General features: G+C 72.3%; 20 protein-coding genes. 9 read left to right on the forward strand and 11 right to left on the reverse strand.

Annotation, left to right across the window (positions count from 1 at the left end):
* Positions 1-26 precede the first annotated feature (26 nt).
* The 4 genes from AB0D93_RS16495 (at position 27) to AB0D93_RS16510 (ending at position 2,797) form a co-directional block, all read left to right on the forward strand.
* Positions 27-686, forward strand: a complete 660-nt coding sequence (locus AB0D93_RS16495) for a hypothetical protein (RefSeq protein WP_362119690.1) — start codon at positions 27-29, stop codon at positions 684-686.
* A complete protein-coding gene (locus AB0D93_RS16500; RefSeq protein ID WP_362119692.1) occupies positions 667-1,626 on the forward strand; it encodes an inositol monophosphatase family protein in 960 nt (319 codons plus the stop codon). Before AB0D93_RS16495 ends, AB0D93_RS16500 begins: the two co-directional genes overlap by 20 nt.
* A gap of 150 nt (positions 1,627-1,776) precedes the next feature.
* Positions 1,777-2,631 carry a helix-turn-helix transcriptional regulator gene (locus tag AB0D93_RS16505; protein ID WP_362119694.1) on the forward strand — a complete coding sequence of 285 codons (855 nt, stop codon included), beginning with the start codon at positions 1,777-1,779 and terminating at the stop codon, positions 2,629-2,631.
* Positions 2,588-2,797 (forward strand): DUF397 domain-containing protein, encoded by a 210-nt coding sequence (locus tag AB0D93_RS16510; protein ID WP_362119696.1) that lies wholly within the window; start codon positions 2,588-2,590, stop codon positions 2,795-2,797. The genes AB0D93_RS16505 and AB0D93_RS16510 overlap by 44 nt, the downstream gene beginning before the upstream one ends.
* Here the strand turns inward: AB0D93_RS16510 and AB0D93_RS16515 are convergent.
* The gene (locus AB0D93_RS16515) at positions 2,794-4,077 is read right to left on the reverse strand and encodes an SLC13 family permease (protein ID WP_362119698.1); all 1,284 of its coding nucleotides are present in this window, start codon (positions 4,075-4,077) and stop codon (positions 2,794-2,796) included. The genes AB0D93_RS16510 and AB0D93_RS16515 overlap by 4 nt on opposite strands.
* A gap of 101 nt (positions 4,078-4,178) precedes the next feature.
* Here AB0D93_RS16515 and AB0D93_RS16520 point away from each other — a divergent pair, with 101 nt between their 5' ends.
* On the forward strand, positions 4,179-9,989 hold the full coding sequence (locus AB0D93_RS16520) for a TIR domain-containing protein (RefSeq protein ID WP_362119700.1): 5,811 nt from the start codon (positions 4,179-4,181) through the stop codon (positions 9,987-9,989).
* 49 nt (positions 9,990-10,038) lie between these two features.
* A complete protein-coding gene (locus AB0D93_RS16525) occupies positions 10,039-10,533 on the forward strand; it encodes a hypothetical protein (protein ID WP_362119702.1) in 495 nt (164 codons plus the stop codon).
* Here AB0D93_RS16525 and AB0D93_RS16530 read toward each other — a convergent pair.
* The 9 genes from AB0D93_RS16530 to AB0D93_RS16570 form a co-directional block, all read right to left on the reverse strand.
* Positions 10,530-11,144, reverse strand: coding sequence for a biotin transporter BioY (locus AB0D93_RS16530; RefSeq protein WP_362119704.1), 615 nt, complete (start codon positions 11,142-11,144; stop codon positions 10,530-10,532). The genes AB0D93_RS16525 and AB0D93_RS16530 overlap by 4 nt on opposite strands.
* 34 nt (positions 11,145-11,178) lie before the next feature.
* The gene (locus tag AB0D93_RS16535; RefSeq protein ID WP_362119706.1) at positions 11,179-12,039 is read right to left on the reverse strand and encodes a 3-hydroxybutyryl-CoA dehydrogenase; all 861 of its coding nucleotides are present in this window, start codon (positions 12,037-12,039) and stop codon (positions 11,179-11,181) included.
* A gap of 8 nt (positions 12,040-12,047) precedes the next feature.
* Positions 12,048-14,048: a biotin carboxylase N-terminal domain-containing protein gene (locus tag AB0D93_RS16540; protein WP_362119708.1), complete on the reverse strand. Its 2,001-nt coding sequence runs from the start codon at positions 14,046-14,048 to the stop codon at positions 12,048-12,050.
* A 9-nt stretch (positions 14,049-14,057) separates the two neighbouring features.
* A complete protein-coding gene (locus tag AB0D93_RS16545) occupies positions 14,058-15,662 on the reverse strand; it encodes a carboxyl transferase domain-containing protein (RefSeq protein WP_362119710.1) in 1,605 nt (534 codons plus the stop codon).
* 1 nt (position 15,663) lies between these two features.
* The gene (locus tag AB0D93_RS16550; RefSeq protein WP_362119712.1) at positions 15,664-16,851 is read right to left on the reverse strand and encodes an MFS transporter; all 1,188 of its coding nucleotides are present in this window, start codon (positions 16,849-16,851) and stop codon (positions 15,664-15,666) included.
* Between the two features lie 88 nt (positions 16,852-16,939).
* Positions 16,940-18,139 carry an aminotransferase class I/II-fold pyridoxal phosphate-dependent enzyme gene (locus AB0D93_RS16555; protein ID WP_362119715.1) on the reverse strand — a complete coding sequence of 400 codons (1,200 nt, stop codon included), beginning with the start codon at positions 18,137-18,139 and terminating at the stop codon, positions 16,940-16,942.
* 371 nt (positions 18,140-18,510) lie between these two features.
* Positions 18,511-19,329, reverse strand: coding sequence for a helix-turn-helix transcriptional regulator (locus AB0D93_RS16560; protein ID WP_362119717.1), 819 nt, complete (start codon positions 19,327-19,329; stop codon positions 18,511-18,513).
* A gap of 305 nt (positions 19,330-19,634) precedes the next feature.
* A complete protein-coding gene (locus AB0D93_RS16565) occupies positions 19,635-20,321 on the reverse strand; it encodes a glycerophosphodiester phosphodiesterase (protein WP_362119719.1) in 687 nt (228 codons plus the stop codon).
* Positions 20,322-20,341: 20 nt separating this feature from the next.
* Positions 20,342-21,409 (reverse strand): adenosine deaminase, encoded by a 1,068-nt coding sequence (locus AB0D93_RS16570; protein ID WP_362119721.1) that lies wholly within the window; start codon positions 21,407-21,409, stop codon positions 20,342-20,344.
* 153 nt (positions 21,410-21,562) lie between these two features.
* On the opposite strand from AB0D93_RS16570, the gene AB0D93_RS16575 reads away from it, so the two are divergent.
* Complete coding sequence (locus AB0D93_RS16575) at positions 21,563-22,420, forward strand: DUF4190 domain-containing protein (RefSeq protein ID WP_362119723.1); 858 nt, start codon at positions 21,563-21,565, stop codon at positions 22,418-22,420.
* Positions 22,421-22,452: 32 nt separating this feature from the next.
* Here AB0D93_RS16575 and AB0D93_RS16580 read toward each other — a convergent pair whose 3' ends face one another.
* Positions 22,453-23,019: an NADAR family protein gene (locus tag AB0D93_RS16580; RefSeq protein ID WP_362119725.1), complete on the reverse strand. Its 567-nt coding sequence runs from the start codon at positions 23,017-23,019 to the stop codon at positions 22,453-22,455.
* 208 nt (positions 23,020-23,227) lie between these two features.
* Between AB0D93_RS16580 and AB0D93_RS16585 the strand changes: the two genes are divergently transcribed.
* Both AB0D93_RS16585 and AB0D93_RS16590 read left to right on the forward strand, forming a co-directional pair.
* On the forward strand, positions 23,228-24,763 hold the full coding sequence (locus AB0D93_RS16585) for a gamma-aminobutyraldehyde dehydrogenase (protein ID WP_362119727.1): 1,536 nt from the start codon (positions 23,228-23,230) through the stop codon (positions 24,761-24,763).
* Between the two features lie 87 nt (positions 24,764-24,850).
* On the forward strand, positions 24,851-26,098 hold the full coding sequence (locus AB0D93_RS16590) for a spermidine/putrescine ABC transporter substrate-binding protein (RefSeq protein ID WP_362119729.1): 1,248 nt from the start codon (positions 24,851-24,853) through the stop codon (positions 26,096-26,098).
* Positions 26,099-26,100 lie beyond the last annotated feature (2 nt).

Below are 26,100 nucleotides of genomic sequence, written 5' to 3' on the forward strand. Positions count from 1 at the left end.
CGTGTTCCGGCCAAGGGGGAAGGAACATGGACTACCCGGCCCTGGAACGGGCCGCCCGGCGGCACGCCACCGCCGAGCTGTTGGGGCACGCCGTATCGGAACTGGACCGGATCGTCTCCGGCCGCCGCGCCCTGCGCGCGGTACGGCACCCACTCGGTTTCGTCTGCCTGCCCGTCCTGCGCGACGGCGACGACGGCGTCTGCGTCCACGTCTTCGGCACACCGGAGGCCGAACCGGACCAGGCCGTCCCCCAAGTGCACTGCCACAGCTGGGACCTGACCAGCACCGTGCTGTACGGACGGCTCGACAACCGGCGCGTGGACGTCGACGACGAGACCGGCGACCCCACCCACCGCGTCTTCGAGGTGCTCAGCGACCCGTCCGGCGTCGACGAACTCCGGCCGACCGAGCGACTGGTGCGTTGCCGGCCCGGCGCGGAACAGACCAGCGCCCGTGGCCAGAGCTACGCCCTCCCGGCGGGTGAATTCCACACCAGCGTGGTGCCCGACGGCCGCCCCACCGCCACCCTGGTCCTGGGACGGACCCTGCCCGGCCGGCCGGACCTCTCCCTGGGGCCGCTGTCCACCCCGGGGCACCGCATGGTCCGCCGGACGTGCGACGCGACCCAGACCGCCCGGATCGCTCGGGCCGCCCTCAGGAGGATCCATGAGCCCGAAGAACCCTGACCCCTGGTCCTCCGAGCGCCGTACGGCCGTGGCCGCCGCCGAGGAGGCCGGGGCGCTGCTGCGGTCCCGCTTCCCCGACGGCTTCGCGGCGCGCCAGAAGGGCGAACTCGGCGACGTCGTCACCGACTTGGACCTGGCGGCCGAGCAACTGGTGGTCGGCCGGATCCGGGACCGCTTCCCGCACGACCGGATCCTCGCCGAGGAGGCCGGCGAACTCGCCGGGGACGGGGGCGGCCGCACCTGGCTGGTCGATCCGCTCGACGGCAGCAACAACGTGGTGATCGGACTCGCCGTCTACGTCGTCGGCATCGCCCTGTGCGTCGACGACACGCCGGTGCTGGGCGTCGTCCACGATCCGATGACGGGCCGTACGTGGTCCGCGCTGGCCGGTGGCGGGGCGCACGGCCCGGGCGGGCGGCTGGCCGTCGCCCCGAACGGCCCCCCGCTTCCCGCCGCCGGCCCGCTGCTGGCCTGGACCCAGGGCCACGGTGTGCCCCGCGACGACCCCGTCGCCTGCGCCCTGCGGCACACCCTCGAACTCCGCTCCCGGCGCCTGCTCCAGCTCTGGGCACCCCTGGTGGCCTGGGCCATGCTGGCCCGCGGGGACATCGACGGCTTCGTCGGCTACCGCGCCGAGGCCATCGACCTCCCCGCCGGCGCCCTGCTCGCCCGCGAGGCCGGCATCGCCCTGCGGCACCTGGACGGCGCGGACTTCGCGGGCGGCTTCGGCGGCCCCGACACCGGGCGCTCGTTCGTCGCCGGGCGCCCGGAACTGCTGCCGCACCTGCTGGGCCTCGTCAGCCCCTTCTCTCCCGGCACCGAGGGCACTCACACGGCGGAAACCGCCCCGACAGGTCCAGCGGTGCCGCGTTCTTCGGCGGCCGGTACGTCACCCTCGGCCCCCACGTCCGCCCACCGTCCCGGGAGACCCTCAGCGTGAGATACACCCCGGCGAAGCCGTCTTCTTGGTCCTGCATTCCAGCGCCTTTCACTTTCCGTGGCGATTCATGCACAGAGTGATGTGACGGCGAGTACCTTCGGTAGATGACCGAGCGTGACAATGGAGTCGGCACGAGGGGGAGTTGAAAGGGTGGCGATCGAGGACAACCCGCGCTCACGGGAGCAGTACGGGCAGGAACTGAAGCGGCGCAGGGAGACGGCGGGTCTCACCCAGGAGGAACTGAGCCAACGTGTCGTGATGTCCCGCACGCACATCGCCCACATCGAGGCGGGGCGCCGACGGCCGGATGTGGAGGACGCGCGGCGGCTGGATCAGGTGCTGGGTGGGGGAGGGTTCTTCGAGCGGTTTCTGCCGACCCTGGATGGCAGGAAGGTGGCGGAGCACTTCGCCGAGGCGGCGGAGCTGGAGAGCCAGGCCCTCGCGATCAAGCAGTACGCGAGTGTGCTGGTGCCTGGCTTCCTTCAGACGCCGGATTACGCGCGCGAGGTGCTGAGCTCCGGGCACCCGGCCAAGAGTGACGACAAACGTGACAGTCTGCTCGCCACCCGCCTTGAACGTGCCCGAATCCTCGACAATTTCGACTCGCCCAGGCTGACGGTACTCCTCGGTGAGGCTGTCCTGCGCCAGGTGATCGGCGGAGCTCAAGTGATGTGCGAGCAGCTACGTCACATCCTGGAGCTGGGTGAGAGCCGTCGTATCCGCGTACATGTGCTCCCCTTCAGGGCGGGAGCCCATGCCCTCCTGGAGGGCCCGGTCAAGCTCATGTGGTTCGAGGAACTGCCCCCCGTGGCATACGTGGAGGGCCTGAAGTCGGGCCGTATCTGGGAAGTCCAACACACTGTGCGCGAGTTGGAGGACGTTTACGATCATGCGCTGGGCGACGCGTTGTCGCACCGTAAGTCCCTGGCGTTGATCAGGTCAGTCGCGGAGGATTACGAGCATGACGCTCAGCGAGAACAGGATCCCGGTAACCGCCTGGCGTAAGTCGACGTACAGCGGTGAGAGTGGCGGTGACTGCCTCGAAGTCGACGACACCGCCGCCCCCACCCACGTCCCCGTGCGGGACAGCAAGAACCCCTCCGGTCCCGCCGTCGTCTTCTCGGCGCCTGCCTGGGCGGGGTTCGTACGTGACCTGCAGAACCGGCGCTAACGCGTCAGCGCCAGCGCAGCGACCGCCGCCCCCACCCCGCACACGGCCAGGACCGCACCGGTCCCCATCAACCGGGGGACCGGCACCCGGACGCCGTACGCGTGGCAGCGCTCGTACCACAGCAGCGTGGCCAGGGACGCCCACGGAGTGATCACCGGGCCGGCGTTGGTGCCGACCAGCAGGGCCAGCAACTGGTCGTGGTTGCCCGGCGGAACGGCCGCCTCTCCGGCCAGGTACACAGGGAGGTTGTTGAGGGCGTTGGACAGGCCGCCGCCGACCGCCGCCGCCCGGAACATCCCGAGCGTGCCGCCGTCGGTGCCGACCGCCGAGGCGAGCAGGTGGTGCAGCCCGTGCGCGTCGAACGTCTCGACCACCAGGAACATCCCCGGCACCATCACCAGCAGCCGCCAGGGGACGAGCGAGAGCCGCAGTGCGGACCGCTGCCGTACGCCGAACGCCGCCACCGCGACGAGCGCGGCCGTCCCGGACGCCGTCCACAGCGGTACGTCGGCCACCAGGATGGCGAGCAGGAAGCCGGCGCAGGCGAGCCCGCACGCCCGGAACAGCACCGCGTCGGCGGGGCGGTGCACACCCGGCGGCACATAGCGGTCGGCGGCGTCCACGCGGACGTCCGCGGCGCGCGCGGCGCCCGGTCCCGACACCGGCACGGCCGCCATCAGCCCGGAGCTGTCCACATCGGGTCCCCCACGCCGTCCCCGGCGCCAGAAGAACAGCCACAAACAAGCCATCGTCACACCCAGCACGGCGAGTTGCGGTGCCCACATCCGCCCGGCCAGCCCCAGCGGGGACAGCGCGACCCGGTTGGCGGCCAGCAGGTTCGTCAGGTTGGACACCGGGAGGAGCAGGCTCGCCGTGTTGGCGAGCCAGACCGTGGTCATGGCCAGCGGCACCGGTGCGATGCCGACCCGGGAGGCGAGCGCCAGCATCACCGGGGTCAGCAGGACGGCCGTCGTGTCCAGGTTGAGCGCGATCGTCGTGACCGACGCGAACAGGACGCACAGCAGGAACAGCAGCGGATAGCTGCCCCGCCCCGCCCGTGCCACCCGGGCCGCCACCACGTCGAACACCTCGGCCCGGCTGGTCAGTTCGGCCAGCACGATGACCGTGCCCAGGAACGCCAGCAGCGGGGCGATGCGTGTCATCGCGTCGGACGCGGAAGCGGTCGGCAGCCATCCCGTGGCCACGCACACCAGTCCGGTCACCAGCAGACCGATCGCCACCCGGTCGAGGACATGCAGACGCAGCAATGAGGCACGCACGGTTGGAAGGGTCGCACGTTTGTGCGTCGCTGTGACCAGGGCGCCGTCGAAGGCCTGGAAACGACCGGTATCAACCTCTCTTTTCACGGCATCATCAATACATGGTGGCTCGTCAGAACATCCCGGGGGACACCGGGCCATTGGACTTCTTCATCAGCTACTCGCCGGCCGACGAACGCTGGGCGTCCTGGATCGCCTGGACCCTGGAGGAGGCCGGGTTCCGGACGGTCCTGCAGGCCTGGGACTTCGTGCCGGGCACGAACTTCGTCGACTTCATGGACCGGGGCGTGAGCGAGTCCGCCGCCGTCATCGCCGTACTGTCCAGGAACTACGAGCGGTCGCGGTACGGGCGGATGGAGTGGCAGGCCGCCCTGCGTGCCGACCCGGACGCGCCGGAGCGGCGGCTGATCACCGTACGGGTCGAGGACATCCCGGTGGAGGGGCTGCTCGCCACCATCACGTACGTGGACCTGGTGCCGGTCACCGATCCGGCCGCGGCCCGGGACCTGCTGCTCGCCCGGGTGCGGCAGGCCCTCGACGGGCGGGCCCGGCCGAGTCTGGCGCCCGGTTACCCGGGGGCGGGCGGCCTTCCCGTGCCCTCCGCGCCGTCCGTGCCGAGCCCCGGGCGGCCGCTCGGCGGGACCGGGTGGGCGGGGCGCCGCAGACCGGCGGCGCCGCCGTCGTATCCGCGGATGTCCGGGGTGGTCCGGGAGCGGGAGGCGGTGACCGTGCTCCAGCTGGCCGGGCCCGCCTTCGGGCGGGGGCAGGACCCCGCCGAGTTGCAGGCGGCGATCTGGGGCGACCTGGTCGAGCTGGCCGACGCGGGCGCGCCCTCGCCCGACCTGCTGGTCGTCACCGGGGACCTGACCGCCTCCGGCAGCCGGCGCGAGTTCGAACAGGCGCTGGCCTTCCTCACCGGACTGCGGGCCCTGCTCGGGCTGGAACCGCACCGGGTCGCCCTCGTGCCGGGCGGGCAGGACGTCAACCAGGCCGCCTGCCAGGCCTACTTCAGCACCTGCGAGGCCGACGAGATGCCGCCCCGGCCGCCGTACTGGCCCAAGTGGCGGCACTTCGCCGGGCTGTTCCGGGAGCTGTACCAGGGGCTCGACGTCGTCTTCGACAGCGACCAGCCGTGGACCCTGTTCCCCGTCCCGGAACTGCACACCGTGGTCGCGGGCCTCAACTCCTCGATGGCGTACAGCCACCGGCGCGACGACCAGTACGGGCTGGTCGGGCGCGAGCAGGCCGCCTGGTTCGCCCAGGCGCTGCGGCCGCACGAGACCGAGGGCTGGCTGCGGATCGGGGCCGTCCGGCATGCACCGGGATCCGGCCGGTCCGCCGCCCCCGGTGTCCGCCGTACGGCCGTCCTGGACGGCGCCGGTCCGTTGCACGACACCGATGTGCTGACGCGGCTCACCGCGCCCCGGCTCCACCTGCTGCTGCACGGCCCGACCGGACCCGGCGCGCTGCCCGCCCTGGCCACCGGCTCCGGCGAGGTCCCGGTGATCGGTGCCGTACGGCCCGGCGGGCACCAGCTGGTGCGGGTCGGCCGGGACGGAGTGGCCGTCTGGCACGGGCCGGGGGAGCCGCGGCGGCGGGCGGTCCAGTGGCGGCGGGCCGACCGGGCCTTCGGGCCCGAGGCCGCGATCGCCGACGACCAGGACGGCGGCCCCGCCCCCGACCCCGAGCCGCGCGCCGTGCAGACCCCGGCCGAGATACTGCTGGCCCGGGTCGCGGAGGTCTGCCGCACCCGCCACGAGGGCGCCCAGATCCGCCCGGTGGACGGGCCGGTGCCCCAACTGCTCGTCACCTGGACCCAGTCCGGGTTCGTCCGGCAGCAGCGCGTCGCCGTGCACACCGGGACCCCGACCGCGCAGGACGTCGACCGGTTCGTGGCCCTCGTGCACGCCGCCGACTCCGAGGCGGAGGCCGAACTCGTCCACGACGGGCCGCCGCCCGACCGCGAGCTGCGCGACGCGGCCCGCCGCCGGGGCGTCCGGGTGCGCAGCTTCACCGAGTTCCAGGGCCTGCTCGACCTGCGCGGCTATGTCGCCGGGCAGAGCGAGCGGCTGCGCACCGACCCCCGCTATCCCCCGGGCATGTACCTGCCGCAGCGGTACCGGGAGGTGGAGCGCCTCGACGCCGAGGACCGCGACGGGCTGGTCGACGAGATGCTGCGGCTGCTCGACTCCGACCAGGGCCGCTTCCTGCTGCTCCTCGGCGACTTCGGGCACGGAAAGACCTTCGCGCTGCGCGAGCTGGCCCGCCGGATCCCCGGTGAACTGCCGCACCTCGTCCCGCTGTTGATCGAGCTCCACGCCCTCGACCGGGCCTACTCCTTCGAGGGCCTGGTCGCCGCGCACCTCGCCGCCCACGGGGTCGACAACATCGATCTGCGCGCCTTCAGGTACATGCTCCAGCAGGGCCGGATCGTGCTGCTCTTCGACGGCTTCGACGAACTCGTCAACCAGGTGACGTACGACCGCGCCGCCGAACGCCTGCAGGTGCTGCTGGACTCCGCCGTCGACCACGCCAAGATCGTGGTCTCCAGCCGCACCCAGCACTTCCGCTCCCAGGGCCAGGTGCTCACCGCGCTCGGCGAACGCGTCGGGCTGCTCCCGCACCGCCGAGTGCTGGCCGTCCAGGAGTTCAGCCCGCAGCAGATCCGCGCCTACCTGGTCAACCGCTACGACGGGGACGAGCGCGCCGCCGACCACCGGCTGGGGCTGCTGGACGCCATCCCCGACCTGCTCGCCCTGTGCCGCAACCCGCGGCTGCTCGGCTTCGTCGCCGACCTCGACGACGACCGGCTGCGCGCCGTCGCCGGCGCCGGCCGCGCCCTCAGCCCCGCCGGGCTGTACGAGGAGGTGCTCACCGCCTGGCTGGGCTTCGAGGCGCTGCGCGGCAGCGGCAGTCCCGGCCGGGCACCCGGGCTCTCCCTGGACCAGCTGTGGGACGCGGTGACCGCGCTCGCCCTGCGGCTGTGGGAGAGCGGGCAGGACTCGCTGCGGCTGGACGAGCTGACCGACGTCGCCGAGACCCTGACCGGGCTGGCGGACGCCCGGCTGTCGGTGCCGCAGACCGCGCACGCCATCGGCTCCGGCAGCCTGCTGGTGCGCAGCGACGACGGGGTGTTCCGGTTCATCCACGGCTCGGTGGTGGAGTGGCTGGTCGCCCGGGAGTGCGGCCGCAGGCTCACCGACGGCGACAGCACCCTGCTGGGCCGGCGCCCACTCAGCCAGCTGGCCGTCGAGTTCCTCTGCGACCTCGCCGACCACCGGATCTGCCAGGCGTGGGCCGAGCGGGAGCTGGCCGGCACCGGCGGGGAGGCCGCCGCGGACGCCGCCCACGTCAATGCGGTGAAGATCCTCAGCCGGCTCCGGGTGCCCGCCCGCACCGATCTGCGCGGCGCCGCCCTGGCCGGGGAGGACCTGTCCCACCGGGACTTCTCCGGCGTCGACCTCACCCGCGCCGACCTCACCGACGCCCGGCTGGTCGGCGCCAACCTCTCCGGGGCCGTGCTGCGCGGCGCCCGGCTGACCGGCGCCCGGCTCGACGGCGCGGATCTGACCGGCGCCGACCTGCGCGGCGCGGACCTCAGGCGGGCCCGGCTGATCGGCACCGAGCTGACCGGCGCCCGGCTGGAGGGCGGCCGGTGGCGGCGGGCCGCGCTGATCTCGGCGACCACCGGGGCGCTCGCGGACAGCCCCGAGCTCGCCACCGCGGCGATCGCGCCCGGCATGGCCGTCGACTCCGGCTTCCGGCCCTCCACGGTCGGCGTCCCGTACGGCTACGAAGCGCGCATCCGGCTGCCCGAGCCCATCTCCTACAGCCCCGACGGCGAACTGCTCGCCGTGGGCAGCGAGGACGGCGGCGTCCTGGTCTGCGACGCTGCCACCGGCATCCCGCTGCGCACCCTGCAGGGCCACACCGGCCGGGTGTACGCCGTCAAGTTCCGCTCCCGGGTCCTGGCCACCGGCAGCGCCGACGGCACCGTACGGCTGTGGGACCCGGTCTCCGGCCGCTGTCTGCACCGGCTGGAGATCCACCCGAGCGGCGTCTGGCCGGTCGTGCTCGACACCGAGGGCGCGCGCGTCGCCACCGGTGACGCCGACGGCCAGGTCACCGTCTGGGACACCGAGTCGGGCACCCCGCTGCAGCGGCTGCCCGGACACTCCGCGCCCGTCTACACCGTCGCGTTGGCGCCGGGGGACACCACCCTGGTCACCGGGGACGCCTCCACCACCGTACGGCTGTGGGACCTGACCACCGGGCAGCGGACCGGCGAGCTGACAGGACATCAGGGTGCGGTGTACCGGGCGCGTTTCAGCCCGGACGGCACCCTGCTGGCCACCGCCGACCGCGGCGACGAGCGGCACGGCGGCACCGTGCGCGTGTGGGACTTCGCCACCCGGAGACTGCTCCACGAGTTCACCGGGCACTCCGGCCGCGTCTACACCCTGGACTTCCACCCCGGCGGCACCCTGCTGGTCAGTGGTGACACCGAGGGGGAGGTGCGGCTGTGGGACCTGGACGCCGGACGCTCCGCCGGGCTGCTCGGCGGCTGTCGGGGGGCCGTCTACCAGGTGCTGTTCGACCCCGACGGCACCCTGCTCGCGGCCGGGGACAGCGCAGGGGTGGTCCGGCTGTGGCGGATCGGCCCGGAGGCCGACCCCGTCGCCGTGCCGCTGAACCGGCAGCCCTCCGAGCACCGCGGCTCGGTGTGGGTGGTCAAGTTCCGCCCGCCCGGCGACACGCCCGCCCAGGCTCCCGGCGCGCTGCTGGTGACCGGCGGCAACGACGGTGTCGTACGGCTGTGGGAGCCGGCCACCGGTCAGGGCCGGCGCATCCTGCGCGGCCACGGGCGGCGCATCGGCACCCTGTCCTTCAGCGCCGACGGCGCGCTGCTGGCGGCCGGCGGCAACGACGGTGTGGTCCGGGTGTGGCACTCCGGCTCCGGCCGGCGGCTGCGCGAACTGACCGGGCAGAGCGACCGCCTGGTGTCGGCGGCGTTCGGCCCCACCGGATCCCTGCTGGCCACCGCGAGCAGCGACGGCGACATCTACCTCTGGAACGCGGCCAGCGGCGAGTACCAACGCGAACTGGACGTCGAGACCGACCATGTGTGGGCGGAGGCGTTCAGCGCCGACGGCGAACTCCTCGCCACCGCCAACGACGACGACACCGTACGGCTGTGGTACCGGGCCACCGGAGCGCACGTCGCCACCATCACCGAGCACTACGGCCGGGTCCGCGCCATCGCCTTCCGGGCCGACGACGCGGTCCTGGCCACCGGCTGCGACGACAAGAAGGTGCGCCTGTGGGATCTGACGGAGCACCGGATCACGAGCGTCCTCGACGGCCACGCGGACCGGGTGTACGCCGTCGCCTTCGGGCCCGACGGCTCCTGGCTCGCCAGCGCCTCCTGGGACGGCACGGCGGTGATCTGGCGGGACGGCGAGATCGACCACCGCCTGAGCGGCCACACCGGCAAGCTCTGGACGGCCGCCGCCCACCCCCGGCGCCCCCTGCTGGCGACGGCGGGCGACGACCGGACCGTCCGGCTGTGGGATCCGGACACCGGGGAGGAGACGGCCGTGCTGACCGGCCACACCGGCCGGATCCTCGCGGTGGCGTTCAGCCCCGACGGTTCCCTGCTGGCGAGCGGCGGCGAGGACGGCACGGTACGGCTGTGGCACGTCCCCGCCGACGCCCCCGCCACCCTGCGGGCCACCCTGGTCGGCATGCCCGGCGGCTGGGCCGCGCTGTCGCCCTCCGGCGGCTACAAGTACGAGGGGGACGTCACCGGCGAGTTCTGGCACGCGGTGGGCATGTGCCGCTTCGAACCCGGCGAGCTGGACGGCCATCTGCCGGGCGTGCGGCATGTCGCCCTGGACGACCCGCTGGATTAGGGGAGGGGGGCTTTTTGAACGCGTTCAACTCTAGGCGTACGCTCTTCCCATGAGCGACAGAGCCGCCCTGCTGAAGGGCATTCGCGTCTGGTTGGTCCTCTTCGTCGTGTGCCTCGTGCTGAGCGGGGCCACGGCCTTCCCCCTGGTCCACGAACTCCACTGGACCGAGAGCGCGTTGCGGGCCCTGTCCGTGCCGGACCACCTGCCCGGTCTGACGAACTGGATCGAGCGGGTGCGCGACGGACTCGACACCGCCGACACCGACTACCCGTTCCTGCTCTACGGCACCGACTGGCTCGCCTTCGCCCACCTCGTCATCGCGGTCGCCTTCTACGGGCCCTACCGCGACCCCGTACGCAACATCTGGGTGGTCGAGTTCGCGATGATCGCCTGTGCCGGGATCATCCCGCTCGCCCTGGTCTGCGGCCCCATCCGCGGAATCCCCTTCTGGTGGTCGCTGATCGACATGTCCTTCGGCGTCTTCGGGGTGATCCCGCTGTACGTCGTACGGAAGAAGATCAAGCGGCTGGAGGCCCTTGCCTAGTTCCCGGACCGGCCCAGCAGCCGCCACGCCCCCGGCAGCAGGCCCATCGCCACGACCGCCTTCAGGGCGTCGCCCGGCAGGTAGGGCACGGCGCCCAGGGCCAGCGCGCGGGACAGGGAGAGGTGCAGCGACAGCGCGAGGTACGGCACCCCGGCCGCGTACACGCAGAGGCTGCCCAGCGCCATGACACCGGCCGTGCGCAGCGGTCCGCGGTCGCCGCCGCGCCGTGCCAGGCCGCCGACCACGGCGGCGGCCAGGACCAGGCCGACGAGATATCCGAAGGTCGGCATGGCCGCGCCGGACGCGCCCCCGGCGAACCAGGGCATACCGCAGACGCCCGCACCCAGGTACACGGCGAGCGCCGCCGCCCCGCGCCCTGCCCCAAGCGCGGTGCCGACCAGCAGCGCGGCGAAGGTCTGGCCCGTCACCGGGACCGGCGACCCGGGCACCGGCACCGCGAGCTGCGCGGCGGCCCCGGTCAAGGCCGCCCCGCCGAGGACGAGCGCGGCATCGCGCACCCGGGTGCGGGCGCCGCCCCCGGCGGGCAGCAGGTCGGCGAGGACCAGACCGCCGGAGCGGGGTCCCGGGGCGGTGGTGGAAGCTGTACTCACGTCGCGTGCATCCGTTTCTGAGTGCGTTCTGTGGCTACTGGTACGCGTAGAAGCCGCGGCCCGACTTACGGCCGAGCAGACCGCCCTCGACCATCCGGGACAGCAGCGGGGGAGCCGCGTACAGGGGCTCCTTGAACTCGGCGTACAGCGCGTCGGCCACGGCGGCGACGACGTCGAGGCCCACCATGTCGGTGAGCCGCAGCGGGCCCATCGGATGGGAGCAGCCGAGCACCATGCCCTGGTCGATGTCCTCGGCGGTGGCGAATCCCGTCTCCACCATGCGCACGGCGGACAGCAGGTACGGCACCAGCAGCGCGTTGACCACGAAACCGGCCCGGTCCTTGGACCGGATCGGTCGCTTGCCGAGGGACTGCGCCACCCAGGCCTCGGCCCGGTCCATGGTCTGCTCGGAGGTGTGCAGCGAGCCGACCAGTTCCACCAGGGCCATCGCCGGCACGGGGTTGAAGAAGTGGGTGCCGATGACCTGGGCCGGGCGGTCGGTGGCCCCGGCCAGCTTCATGACGGGGATCGAGGAGGTGTTGGAGGCCAGGATCGCCTCCGGGTCCTCGACCACCTTGTCGAGGGTGGCGAAGAGGTCCAGTTTGAGGGTCTCCTCCTCACGGACCGCCTCGACCACGAGCTGCCGGTCGGCCAACTCGCCCAGATCCATGGTGAACCGGAGGCGGGCCACGGCCGCGTCCCGCGCCTCCGGGGCGAGCCTGCCCTTGGTGACGGCGCGGTCGAGGGAGGCGAGGACGCGCTGCCGGCCGGTGGTCAGGGACGCCTCGCGGGAGACCGCGACGAGCACGTCCATGCCGGCGAGGGCGCTCACTTCGGCGATTCCGGCGCCCATGGCTCCCGAGCCGACCACTCCGACACGGCTGATGGGGATCATCTGGTTCTTCACTTCCGTTCGTTCTGCTGTGACTCGATCACGACGAGGACCTGGTCGGCCGAGACGATGTCGGCGAGGGCACAGCGGATCTCCTCGACCACCCCGGAGACGGGCGCGAGGATCCGGTTCTCCATCTTCATCGCCTCGACGATCGCGACCGTGTCGCCCTGCTGGACCAGGTCGCCCACGGCGACCGGGAGTTGGACCACCGTGCCGGGCATCGGCGAGGTGACCGCGTCGCCGCCGGCCGCGCCGTCGTCCTCGCCGGCCACGCCGAGCGTGAGGCTCAGCCGACGGCCGTCGACGACGAGTTCGCAGCCGTCGCCCCGGCGCAGGCCCGTCCACCGTGCCTCGCCGACCGTGCCGCGCAGCAGCTCCCCGTCCGGTGCGCACGTGACGGTGAGGCGCTCGCCCGCCACCGACACCGTGAGCGTGTCCCCGCGCCGGGAGAGCAGCGAGGCTTCCAGCGGACGGCCGCCGACGCGCGTCGCCACCCGGCCCAACGGGGCGTCCGGGTCGAGGAGTCGCCGGTCGAGGGCGCCGAGCGAACCGCTCCACGGCGACTCGGCCGTACGGCCGCCGGTGCCGGCGGGCAGGCTCATCGCGGCCGCACAGGCCGCCGCCGACGGTTCGATGTCCGGCCGCGTGCCGGCGGCGCGGGCGGTGAACTCGTCCACCAGGTGGGTGTCGATCAGCCCGGCGCGCACCCGGGTGTCGCTCAGCAGGTCGGCGAGGAACCCGAGGTTGGTGGTCAGGCCGAGCACGGCGGTGGAGCGTACGGCGTCCAGCAGCCGGGCGAGGGCCGCGGGGCGTCCGGGTCCGTGCGCGACGAGCTTGGCGATCATCGGGTCGTAGAAGACCGGGACGTCGCCCGCGCGGTCGAAGGCCGCGTCGACCCGCAGGCCGGCCGGCCACACGGCGGCCAGTGCCCGGCCGGGGGCGGGGCGGAAGTCCGCGTCCGGGTCCTCGGCGTACACCCGGACCTCGACGGCGTGCCCGGACGCGGTGATCTCGCCCTGGGTCAGCGGGAGTCGCTCGCCCGCGGCGACCCGCAGCTGCCACTCGACCAGGTCCAGGCCGGTGACGGCCTCGGTGACCGGGTGCTCGACCTGGAGGCGGGTGTTGACCTCCAGGAAGTAGAACCCGTCCCCGTTGTCGCTCCTGCCCTCGCTGTCGAGGATGAACTCGAAGGTGCCCGCGTTGACGTAGCCGATGGCCCGCGCGCCGCGTACGGCGGCCGACAGCAACGCCTCCCGTACGTCCGCCGGAAGACAGGCGGCCGGTGCCTCCTCGACGATCTTCTGGTGCCGGCGCTGGAGCGAGCACTCCCGCTCGTAGAGGTGCACCACGTTGCCGTGCGTGTCGCCGAACACCTGCACCTCGATGTGCCGGGGCCGGCGCAGATACCGCTCGACCAGCAGCCGGCCGTCGCCGAAGTTGGCGAGGGCCAGCCGCACGGCCGCCTCGACGGCGGGGGCGAGGTCGCTCTCCCGCTCGATGACGTGCATGCCCTTGCCGCCGCCCCCGGCGACCGGCTTGAGGATCACCGGGTAACCGATGCGCGCCGCGTGCGCCCGGATCTCGTCCACCGAGTCCGTGGCGTCCGCCGAACCCGGCAGCACCGGCACACCTGCCTCGCCCATCCGCCGCTTCGCGGTGGCCTTGTCGCCCATGGCGGCGATGGTGTGTGCGTCGGGACCCACGAACACCAGGCCCGCATCGGCGACCGCGGCGGCGAACGCCGCGTTCTCCGAGAGGAACCCGTAGCCCGGATGGACGGCGTCACAGCCGGTGCGCAGGGCCGCGTCGACCAGGGCGTCGGCGCGCAGATAGCTGTCGGCCGCCGGGGAGGGACCGAGCAGGACCTGGTCGAAGGCGCCCTCCAGATGGGCCGCCGCGCCGTCCGCCTCGGAGTGGACGGCGACGTACTCGATGCCGAGGCGCCGGCAGGTGCGGGCGATACGGCGGGCGATCTCACCCCGGTTGGCGATCAGCAGTCGTTTCACCATGACGGACCATCACATCCTGAACACGCCGAAGCGCGTCTCTCGTTGCGGTGCTGCCGCGGCCAGGGCAAGGCTCAGCGTCAGCCATTCACGGGTGTCGCAGGGGTCGACCAGGGCGTCCACCCACAGCCGGGCGGCCACATACAGGGGCTGGCCCTCGCGGTCGTAGTTGTCCCGGATCGGCTTCTTGAAGGCCTCTTCCTCCTCCGGGGTCATCGCACCGCCCCGCTTGGCCAGTTGCTCGTTCTTGATGAGCGCCATCACGGTCGCGGCCTGCTCGCCGCCCACCACGGACGTCCGCGCGTTGGGCCACATGCCCATCAGCTGCGGGCCGATCGAGCGGCCGCACATCGCCAGGTTGCCCGCGCCGTAACTGCCGCCGACCAGCACGCTGAACTTCGGAACGGCGGCGCACGAGGCGGCGTTCACCATCTTGGCGCCATGTTTGGCGATGCCACCCGCTTCGTACTCGGCGCCGACCATGAACCCGTTGATGTTGTGCAGGAACAGCAGCGGGATACCGCGCTGGGAGCACAGCTCGATGAAGTTCGCGGCCTTCTGCGCGCTCTCGGAGAAGAGCACGCCGTCGTTGATGAGCACCCCCACCGGGTAGCCGCCGATCCGGCCGGTGCCGCACACGATCGTCGGCCCGAACCGGGCGCGGTACTCGGTGAACTCGCTGCCGTCCAGCAGCCGGGCGAGGATCTCCCGGGCCGGTATCGGCTCGCGCGGGTTGGCGCTGACGACGCCCGGCAGCTCGGCCGGGTCGTACAGCGGCGGCACCGGTGTCTCCGGTGGCGCGGCCGGGGTCCGCCTGCCGTGCCGGGCGGCGATCTCCCGGACGATGGAGAGCGCGTGCTCGTCGTTCAGGGCGAGATGGTCGGCGACACCGCTGGTCGCGGTGTGCAGGTCGGCCCCGCCGAGGGTCTCGGTGTCGACGATCACGCCGGTCGCCGCCCGCACCAGCTGCGGACCGCCCAGGAAGATCGACCCGTTGCCGCGCACGATCACGGTCTCGTCGCACATCGCCGGGATGTACGCGCCTCCGGCGGTGCACGACCCCAGCACGGCCGCGATCTGCGGCAGGCCCATCGCGGACATCTCCGCGATGTTGCGGAAGATCCTTCCGAAGTGGTTCTCGTCCGGGAAGATGTCCTCCTGCATCGGCAGGAAGACACCCCCGGAGTCCACCAGGTAGACACAGGGCAGCCCGTTCTCGCGGGCGACCTGCTGGGCCCGCAGGTGCTTGCGGACCGTCAGCGGGTAGTACGTACCGCCCTTCACGGTCGCGTCGTTGGCGAACACGACCGTGGGCCGGCCCTCCACCATGCCGACGCCGGTGACGATGCCCGCCGACGGCACGGCCTGCTCGTACACCTCGTGGGCGGCGAGCTGGCCGATCTCCAGGAACGGAGTGCCCGGGTCGAGCAGCCGGGTCACCCGCTCCCGCGCGGTGAGCTTGCCGCGCGCGGCGTGCCGGGCCTGTGCCTCGGCACCGCCGCCGGCCGTGGCCGCCGCCCGTGCCACGGCGATCTGCTCGCGCAGCACGCCGTAGGCCTCGCTGTTGCGGCGGAACACCTCGCTGGAGGGGTTGATGTGGGAACGCAGAACCGCCATGTCACTTCCCTTCCGTGGAGGCGGCGGACGCCGGCCCGTCAGCCGCCGCGGGGACGGCGATCCGGGTCATGAGCCAGGCCGCGACCCCCAGCGCGGCGGCGACCGAGGCCCAGGCGAGGTCGGCGTGCAGCAGCGCGGCACTGGCCGCGGCCACGCCCGCCATCGACTGCTGGAGGAAACCGCACAGCGAGACGGCGTAGGCGCCGTGGCTGTGCTGGCTGCTGACCGCGGTGGCCATGCTGTTGGGGAACAGCACGGACTGCCCGAACGTGGTCACGCAGTACAGCGCGACGAAGGCCACCAGGGCGCCGGTCTCCGGCAGTCCGGGCACCGACCACAGCACGATCATCAGCACACCGGTGGCGGTCATCACGAGCGATCCGGCGGTCATCAGACGGCCCGAACCCGCCCTGGCGACCAGGCGGTTGACGGCCATCGCCCCGGCGAAGTAGGCCAGGCCGAGCAGCAGGCCGAGGCTTCCGTACTGGTCGGTGGCGAGCCCGAAGTGCTGCTGGAAGACGAACGGGCTGACCTCCTGGAGCATCACGATCGTCGCGAACCCGGCACCACCGGCCAGCGCCGGCAGCAGGAAGGCCGGTTGCCGGCTGATGGCGAGGCAGATCCGCAGCACCTCCGACGGCCGCTGCACGGCACGGCCCGTCCCGAACGGCACGGTGAACGTCAGTGCCGCCGCGACCGTGCCGACCGTGGCGAGCACCACGAAACCGGCCTCCCAGTGGGAGTACCTGCCGATCAGGCCGCCGAGGAACTGGCCGCCGCCCATCGCCGTGATGAACGCGATCGACAGCACCGAAAGGCGCCGCGCCAGCTCGTCGCCGTTCCAGCGGTCGCGCACCAGGATGCGGGCGATGATCGCCGCGCCCCCCGCACCGATGCCCTGGAGCGCCCGCAGCACCAGCAGGACCTCGGGGGACCGGTTCAGCGTGATCGCCGCGCTGGTGAGCACGAACAGGGCCAGCGAGGCCAGCAGCGGGCCCCGGCGGCCGTACCGGTCCGCGGCCACGCCCCACAGCACCACCGGGGCCGCGGCGCCGATCACGAAAGCGGAAATGGACAGCGCCGCATAACTGCGTGACATTCCGAAGTCGTGCGCCACGATCGGAAGTGAGGGGAGATAGATGGTGGTTGCCATCTGGGCCATGAAGACCAGCAGACAGGAGAGTGCCATGATGCGCCGGTTCACACTCTGCGGCGACCGGGGCGGGTCCTGATTTTCTGCGGCCTTTTGGGTTCCGGCGGCCGGAGAAACCCTCGGCTCAGTCATTCTGGCTCCGCAGGTCATTGACCAGCCGGCCGAAGTGCTCGATGTCCGCCTGCGTCATGTCGGCGCGGAGCATGATGCGCAGCCCCGCCTTTCCGCGGGCGATGACCGGGAAGAACAGGGCCGAGGTGTAGTAGCCCTCGGAAAGAAGGGTCCGGCCGATACGGACGGTCTTCTCCTCCGAGCCGATGTCGATGAACCGGATGGGCAGCCCGTCGCCGCTCTGCGCGGTGGGCACCAGCGCGTCGAACCGGTCGATGTTCTCCTGGAGCCGGTCCTGGAGTTCCTTGAGCTCGGGCGAGGCGTGGAGCGCGGCGGAGGCGACGATCGCCCCGAGCCCGGCCGTGTTGATCCGCTGCGACCAGGTCAGCGGGCCGCCGTAGCGCAGGGCGAGGTCGCGGCGGCGCCGGGAACCCTGCGGCCCGAGGAAGATCGCGCCGCCGGACGCGCCGAAGCCCTTGTTCAGGGAGGTGATGATCAGCGTGCGGTCGTTGATCTCGCCCATCGTGTCGAGGACGAGTCCGCGCCCCTGGTCGCCGCAGGTCGACACGCCGTGCGCCTCGTCGAAGAACAGGAACAGCCCGTACTTCTCCTGGAGTCGCAGCAGTTCGCGCACCGGCGCGGCGCCGCCCGTGCTGTACACCCCGTCGGCCACGTAGGCGACGTTCCGGTGGGTGCGGCAGAGCTCTTCGAGGGCGTCGACGTCGTTGTGCGCGATGGTCCTGACCTCGGCCTCGTCGGCGACGCTCGGCTTCATCGCGTTCAGGCAGAAGTGCGCGTGCTTGTCGAACACCATGAGCGGCGGCACGTCGTCGGTGAAGGCGCCGGACGCCACCAGGGGCAGCGCGGACCAGGCCGCCGCGGCGCAGGAGGCGAGGGTGACCGCCTCCACCCGGAACAGGTCCGAGAGCGCGTCCTCGGCGTCCTTGAGGATTCCGAAGTGCACGCGCATCCGGGAGACCGAGGTGTTCAGCGAGGCGTTGTCGGTGACCGCGTCGGCGGCCGCGCGGATCAGCGCCGGGTGGGAGTCGAGACCGAGGTACGAGTACGACGACATGTTCAGGAACTCATGGCCGTCGGTCCGGGTGGCGTAGCGTCCGGCGCCGCGGTTCGCGGCGACGATTCCGGCCATTCCGGAGTCGGCGGTGACGTTCCAGAAGTCGTTGCTTATCCCGATCGTTTTCTTGATGTTCATGAAGGCGTGCAAGGCCGCTCCCGAAGAGATCCTCAGTCGAGTTCCGAGCCTGGAATCGCACCAGAGCGGGGCAGACGTGTGCCTCCAGGGGGGTCCCTACGGGCCCGGTGATCACAGAGATTCGCAACTGGGCGTAGCGAATGTCAACGGATTCGACCGGCAATGTTCTGCCGGTCGCGGGCGGGCGGCAGAAACGCGTGAGAAAGCGGTACCGGCAGATTTCTGCCGGTGTCCCGACCGGCAGAAATCTGCCGGTTCACGGCCTGTTCCGGATCGTTCCCGGACCGTTTCCCGGACCGTTCCCGGACCGGAAAATCTTTGCCGGTCGGCGGCCGTTGAAACACGCCGCCGGAATCGGCGAGACTGAGGGCTCAGCCTTCCTGGCCGTCGTCCTGGCGGCTGACGAAGGTGAGCCGGAGGCCGGGATAGCCGACGGGATGCAGGACCTGGGTGACGACGTCGATCGAGTGCGGGGCGAAGCGGGGGATGGTCAGGCGGAACGTGTGTCCGTCCCGGTTGGCGATGATGACCGGGCCGGCGTCCCAGATCCGCCGGCACTCGGGGACGGCGAGTGCGGTCCGCAGGATCTCGCGGAGTTCGGGATGCCCGGGGTACTGCGCCATGGCGTAGCGCAGCATCGCGAGGTAGGCCCGCGCGTGCCGGGGCCAGTCGCCGAGCTGCTCCCGGGCCTCGGGGTCGGTCAGCCCCCAGCGGATCAGGTTCGCGCCGGGGACCCGCACCCACGGGAACCACTCGGCCATCGCCGTGTTGTGGTCGAGCACGTTCCACGCGTTGTCGGTGAGATAGGCGGGCTGCGTCGGCTGGAGGTCCAACAGGCGGCGCAGCGGGGCCAGATCGACGCCGTCCACGGCGGACACGGCGGGGAAGGGCTCGCCGCCGGCGGCGTAGAGGAAGAGGGTCGCTCGCTCGTCGGCGCACAGCTGGAGCGCGTCCGCCAGCGCGGTCAGGGTCCGGGCGTCCAACCGGGGCGTGGACCCGCGTTCGAGGTCGCGGTACCAGCGTTCGCTCATGCCGACCTCGGCGGCGACCTCCACCTGCGGAAGCGGCTTGCCGAGGCCCAGTTTGCGGCCCGCTCGCGCGCGCCAGGCGCGCAGGAGCACGGCGAGGCCCACCGCTTCGTCCGGCGGCCCTACCAGGCCGGTCCGGTCTGTGGAGTTGTCGCGCTGCATGAAATTGGGCCTCTACTCTGAACTGCTTCCCCCGCGCACAAGGGTAACCCGAGCCGCCCCGGGCTCTGCGGCCTCGGCCCGTGAGCCGTGCGGGGCGCGGCTCCCCTCGGCCACCGCGTCCCGTACCGCCGGGGCCGGCCGGTGCGGTGGGTGGACGCCGGGGCGGTCACGGAGACGGCGGTCACGACGGCCCCCGGTGGTGCGGGCCGTGGACACGGGGGTCGCCGCCGACCGGGAAGCAGCTGTCCCGCACCCGGGGGGCACCCACCGACCAGCCGTGTGAACAAGGCTTCAGGTCAGCACACCTACCCGCCGTTGCGCAGGGCGTGCAGGACGTCGATCCGGTTCGTGGTGATCGAGTCGACGCCCAGGTCCAGCAGACGGCTCATCGCGCGGCGGGTGTCCGGGGTCCACACGGACAGCAGATAGCCGTCGTGGTGGACGCGGGCCGCCAACTCCTGGTTCAGCAGGGAGAACCGGTAGTTGAGCCAGCGGGGGCGGATCGCGTCCAGCAGCGCGGGGCGGACCGGGGCGAGACTCGTCCAGGTCAGTGCGATCTCGGCGGCCGGGTCGGCGGCGCGGACGGCGAGCATCGCCTCGGCACCCGCGCAGTAGTACACCCGCTCGCCGGCCCCGCTCTGCCGGACCACGTCCATGACCCGGTCCACCATCCGCCGCTCGACCCGCCCACACAGGTCCACCATCACCCGGCTGTCGCCGGTCGCGGCCAGTGCGTCCGCCAGCGTCGGCACACCGCCCGCCGTGAGCCCGCGCACCTCCTCGGCGGACAGCGCGGCGAGCGGCCGGCCGAGTTCCCACAGCCGCTGCAGCGTGTCGTCGTGCAGCAGCACGGGCACGCCGTCGCGGGTGAGCCGTACGTCGATCTCGACCGCGTCCGCGCCCCGTTCGAGCGCGGAACGCAGCGAGTCGACGGTGTTCTCACGGAAGCGGTAGGGGTCGCCGCGATGGGCCACGGCGGTCACGGTCTGCATGACCCCCATTGTGGGGTGCGTCAGGAGGCGAGCCAGGTGCTGGTGTAGGCGTCGATCTCCGCCGCGATCCGTGCCTTGCCCCCGGCGTCCAGGAACGAGGCCTCCACCGCGTTCTTGGCGAGGCCGGCCAGGCCCCGCTCGTCCAGGTCGAGCAGCCGGGCGGCGACCGCGTACTCGTTGTTCAGGTCGGTGCCGAACATCGGCGGGTCGTCGGAGTTGATCGTGACCAGCACCCCGGCCCGGGTGAACTCCTTGATCGGGTGCTCGTCCAGGGTGCGGACCGCGCGGGTGGCGATGTTCGAGGTCGGGCAGACCTCCAGCGGGATGCGGTGCTCGGCCAGGTGGGCGAGCAGCTTCGGGTCCCGCGCCGAACTGGTGCCGTGCCCGATGCGCTCGGCGCGCAGCTCGGTCAGCGCGTCCCACACCGTCTCCGGGCCGGTCGTCTCGCCGGCGTGCGGCACGGAGTGCAGACCGGCGGCGATGGCCCGGTCGAAGTACGGCTTGAACTGCGGCCGGGGCACGCCGATCTCGGGGCCGCCCAGCCCGAACGACACCAGGCCCTCCGGCCGGATCCGGTCGTCGGTGGCGAGCCGTGCCGTCTCCTCGGCGGACTCCAGCCCTGCCTCGCCGGGAATGTCGAAGCACCAGCGCAGCACGGTCCCGAACTCGGCCTCCGCCGCCTTGCGGGCGTCCTCGATCGCCGCCATGAAGGCCAGCTCGTCGATGCCGCGCCGGGTGGAGGAGAAGGGGGTGACGGTCAGCTCGGCGTAGCGCACCTGCTGCCGGGCCAGGTCGCGGGCCACCTCGAAGGTCAGCAGCCGGATGTCCTCCGGCGTGCGGATCAGGTCGACGACCGACAGGTACACGTCGATGAAGTGGGCGAAGTCGGTGAAGGTGAAGAAGTCGGCCAGGGCCTCGGGGTCGGAGGGGACCTTGGAGTCGGGGTGGCGGGCGGCCAGTTCCGAGACGATGCGCGGGGAGGCGGAGCCGACGTGGTGGACGTGCAGTTCGGCCTTGGGCAGTCCGGCGATGAAGGTCCGCAGATCGCGGTCGGCGGTGCCGGCGGCGGGTACGGAGCTGGCGGTCATGGGGTCCTCCCCGGGACGGGCGCCCGCCCAGCGGGGTCCGCGGTGCGGGCGCGGTGATCGGCTGATCGGTTGCGCGGGATCATCGTAGGCCGCGGCCCACACGGGCTTTGCCTGCCCTTAGCATTGCGGCAGAGCCAGCAGAGGGGTTTCGCCATGTCCGACGAGGTGCCGCAGTCCACGCCACAGGAGAACCGGCCGGCCGGCGAGGGACCCACGTCGCCCTGGGTGTCCCTGGACAAGCAGGGGACGGCCCCCGCTCAGGACGCGATACCCGAGTCCGGCCCGGCCGCCGCTCCGAGCGGCGATCACGTCCACTACCAGCCCACGCTGACCTCGCTGCCCGCATCGACCGGTGAGCCGGCGCCCGCCGACGCCGCGCCCTCGGCCTGGGCCCCGCCCGTGCCTCCGGCGCCGGACCCGTTCACGCCTCCGGCGGCCAACCCCTTCGCGCCCCCGGCGGCGGACCCGTTCGCGCCTGCGGCGGCCAACCCCTTCGCGCCCCCGGCGGCCACGCCCCCCGCGCACCCCTACGCCCCGCCGGCCGGCCCCGCGAACCCCTACGCGCCGCCCCCCGCGGCCCAGGCCTCCTCCTACGCCCCGCCCGCCGCACCGCACGGGGGACCGCAGCCCGTGCCCCCGCCGCCCATCGCACCGGACGGCCCCGGCCAGGTGCCGTACGGCTACCCGGGCACGCCCTCGGCCTACGGCTACCCCGCACAGCCCCAGCAGCCGTACGGCTACGGCTGGCCGGGCATGCAGCCGGTGCCGAGCAACGGCATGGGTATCGCCTCGCTGGTGCTGGGCATCCTCGCGGCGATCTGCTTCCTGGCGTGGCCGCTGGCCCTGGTGATGGGCATTCTCGCCATCATCTTCGGCGCGCTGGGCCGCGGGAAGGCCAAGCGGGGCGAGGCCACGAACCCCGGTCAGGCGCTGGCCGGCCTGATCTGCGGCGTGGCGGGCATCGTCCTGGTCCTCGTGTTCTTCGCCTTCGTGATCGCGTCCAGCGCCTGAGAGGTCGGCCGCCGTCCGCGAGCCTCGCGGGATCAGTCCGTTCGGTTCCCGGCCAGCGTCTCCCGGGCCTCCATCAGCGCGAAGCCCAGCAGGTTCGGGCCCTTCCACCGCTCCGGGTCCGCGGCCGCGTCGTCGTCGGCGGCGAGGCCGATGCCCCACACCCGGTCCACGGGACTGGCCTCCACCAGCACGCGGTCACCCGTACCGAGGAGGAACTCGCGGAGCGCGTCGTCGGCCGCGAACTTGTGCACGCTGCCCTCGACCACGATCCGGAAGCGCTCCCTCTCCCATATCGCCTCGTCGAAGCCCCGGACCAGCCGCCCCGCCTTCTTCGCCTCGGCCGGGTGCGCCGCCGCCAGAATCCGGCGCTCCGCCTCCGCGTCCCGGAACAGCCGCGCCTTGCCCGCCATCATCCAGTGCTCGGCCGTCGCGTAGGCGACCCCGTCCACCACGAACGGTGACGGCCACCACTGGCTCAGACAGCTCGCGCCGATCCGGCCGTCCGGCCTCGGCCGGTGCCCCCAGAAGTGGAGGTACTTGATCCGGCCACCGGCCCGGACCTCCCTGATCAGGGCTTCCACCCCGTCGATCTTCCCCATGCACGCGAGTGTGGCACGCACCACTGACACTCCGTCCGTCCTTTTCCGCCCCGACTCGACACCTGGTCGACAGATTCCGTCGCGTAACCAAAAGGCAACAACGGAATCACTTGTTGGAGTCCTATTGCTCTGTCAGGATCGGCACTCAAATCGAGCTGGAGCTACGCCACCCACCCCCGGGACGGGGCGCACGGCGGAGGAGAGCGACATGCACAACCCGGGCACCGCCACCCCGGAACGATTTCCCGCCCAGGAGCGATTCGCCGACGGCGCGCAGTTCATCGCGGGCCGCCTGACGAAGGGCACCTCGGGTCGCAGCCACGCCGTGGTCGACCCCGCCACCGGCGAGGAGGTGTACACCTACGAGCTGGCCGGCACCCACGACGTCGACGCGGCCGTCGCCGCCGCGCGCGAGGCCTTCCCGGGCTGGTCCTCGGCCACCCCGGGCGAGCGCTCCGACGCGCTGCACCGGTTCGCCGCCGTGCTCGCCGACCGCGCGGAGGACTTCGCCCGCGCCGAGTCCCTGCAGTGCGGCAAGCCGCTGAAGCTCTCCCGTGAGTTCGACGTGCCGGGGACCATCGACAACACCGCGTTCTTCGCGGGTGCCGCCCGGCACCTGCAGGGGCAGTCCGCCGGTGAGTACTCCGGCGACCACACGTCGTACGTCCGGCGCGAGCCGATCGGTGTCGTCGGGTCGATCGCTCCCTGGAACTACCCGCTCCAGATGGCCGCCTGGAAGATCCTCCCGGCGATCGCCGCCGGCAACACCGTCGTGCTGAAGCCCGCCGAGCTGACCCCGCTCACCTCGCTGCTCTTCGCCCAGGCCGCCACGGACGCCGGCGTCCCCGACGGTGTGATCAACATCGTCACCGGGACCGGCGGGGAGGCGGGGGAGCACCTCGTCGGCCACCCGGACGTCGCCATGACCTCCTTCACCGGGTCCACCCCGGTCGGCAAGCGCGTCGCCGAGGTCGCCACCGCCACGGTCAAGCGGCTGCACCTGGAGCTCGGCGGCAAGGCGCCCTTCGTCGTCTTCGACGACGCCGATCTGGAGGCCGCCGTCCACGGGGCCGTCGCCGGCGCCCTCATCAACACCGGGCAGGACTGCACGGCCGCCACCCGCGCGTACGTGCAGCGACCGCTGTACGAGGCGTTCGTCGAGCGGACCGCCGCCCTGATGGAGACCGTGCGGCTCGGGGACCCCTTCGCTCCCGGCACCGATCTCGGGCCGCTCATCTCGCACGCCCAGCGGGACCGGGTCGCCGCCTTCGTCGACCGGGCGCGTGCCTACGCGCGCGTGGTGACCGGCGGCGAGGCCCCGACGGGCGCTCTGGAGAAGGGCGCGTACTACCGGCCGACCCTGATCGCCGACGCGGCCCAGGACAGCGAGATCGTCCAGTCCGAGATCTTCGGCCCGGTCCTGGTCGTCCTGCCGTTCGACAGCGACGACGAGGGCATCCGGCTGGCCAACGACACCCCCTACGGGCTCGCCGCCTCCGCGTGGAGCGGCAACGTCTACCGCGCGAACCGCGCCACCCGCGAGATCAAGGCCGGCTGCGTGTGGATCAACGACCACATCCCGATCATCAGCGAGATGCCGCACGGCGGATACAAGGCGTCCGGCTTCGGCAAGGACATGTCGGCGTACTCCTTCGAGGAGTACACGCAGGTCAAGCACGTAATGTTCGACAACACCGCGGTGGCCCGGAAGGACTGGCACCGCACGGTCTTCGGGGACCGGTAACAGCCGTTCGACCGGCTGCCGCCGGGTGTGACGTCCCGGCCCTGGACCAGGCCGACCACCTCTTCCTCCCGAAAGGGCACCACGCGCATGGAGCAGTACGAGCCCGACCGCTTCACACCGGTCGAACTGGCCGCCGTACGGCGGAGCTTCCGAGGCGGCCGGGCCGCCATGACCCGCCGGTCGCTGCTGCGCGCCTCCGCGGGCGGCGCGCTCACGGTCGGCGCCCTCGGGGGGCTGAGTGCCTGCGGCATCCCCGCCGCGAGCAAGACGCAAGGGGGCGTGTCCGCCGACGACCACTCGGCCAAGGAGAAGGTCGTCAACTTCTCCAACTGGCCCGAGTACATCGACGTGGACGACAAGACGAAGCGGCACCCCACGCTCGACACGTTCGCCAAGGCGACCGGCATCCAGGTGAAGTACACCGAGGACATCAACGACAACGACGAGTTCTTCGGCAAGATCCAGCCGGAGCTCGCCGCCGGTCACGACACCGGCCGCGATCTCGTCGTCCTCACCGACTGGCTGGCCGCCCGGATGATCCGGCTCGGATACGTCCAGAAACTGGACCCGTCCAACCTGCCGCACGCCTTCGCCAACCTGTCGGACCAGTTCCGCGCGCCCGACTGGGATCCCGGCCGCGCCTACTCCTACCCGTGGCAGGGCGTCTCGACCGTCATCGCCTTCAACAAGAAGGCGCTCGCCGGCGTCGAGGTGAAGTCGGTCTCCGACCTGCTGGACAACCCGAAGCTCAAGGGACGCGTCAGCTTCCTGACCGAGATGCGCGACACCATCGGCATGACCATGCTCGACATGGGCAAGGACCCGGCGAAGTTCACCGACGACGACTTCGACGCGGTGGTCGCCCGCCTCCAGAAGGCAGTCGACAAGGGCCAGATCCGGCGCTTCACCGGCAACGACTACACGTCCGACCTCACCAAGGGCGACATCGCCGCCTGCGTCGCCTGGGGCGGCGACGTCGTCCAGCTCCAGGCGGACAACCCGGACGTGGGCTATGTCATCCCCGACAGCGGTTACATGACGTCGACCGACAACATGCTGATCCCCAACAGGGCGCGCCACAAGACGAACGCCGAGCGGCTCATCGACTTCTTCTACGAGCCGGAGCCGGCCGCCGAGCTCGCCGCGTACGTCAACTACGTGAGCCCCGTAGCGGGTGTGAAGCCCTACCTTGCGAAGATCGACAAGGGTGCGGCGAACAACCCGCTGATCGTTCCCGACAAGGCCATGCAGGCGAGGTCCCGTTCCTTCCGCGCGCTGACGCAGAAGGAAGAGACCGCCTACCAGCAGAAGTTCTCGAAGCTCACAGGGGCGTGACG

Source organism: Streptomyces sp. NPDC048191, assembly GCF_040652655.1.
In the GTDB taxonomy this organism is placed as follows: Bacteria; Actinomycetota; Actinomycetes; order Streptomycetales; family Streptomycetaceae; genus Streptomyces.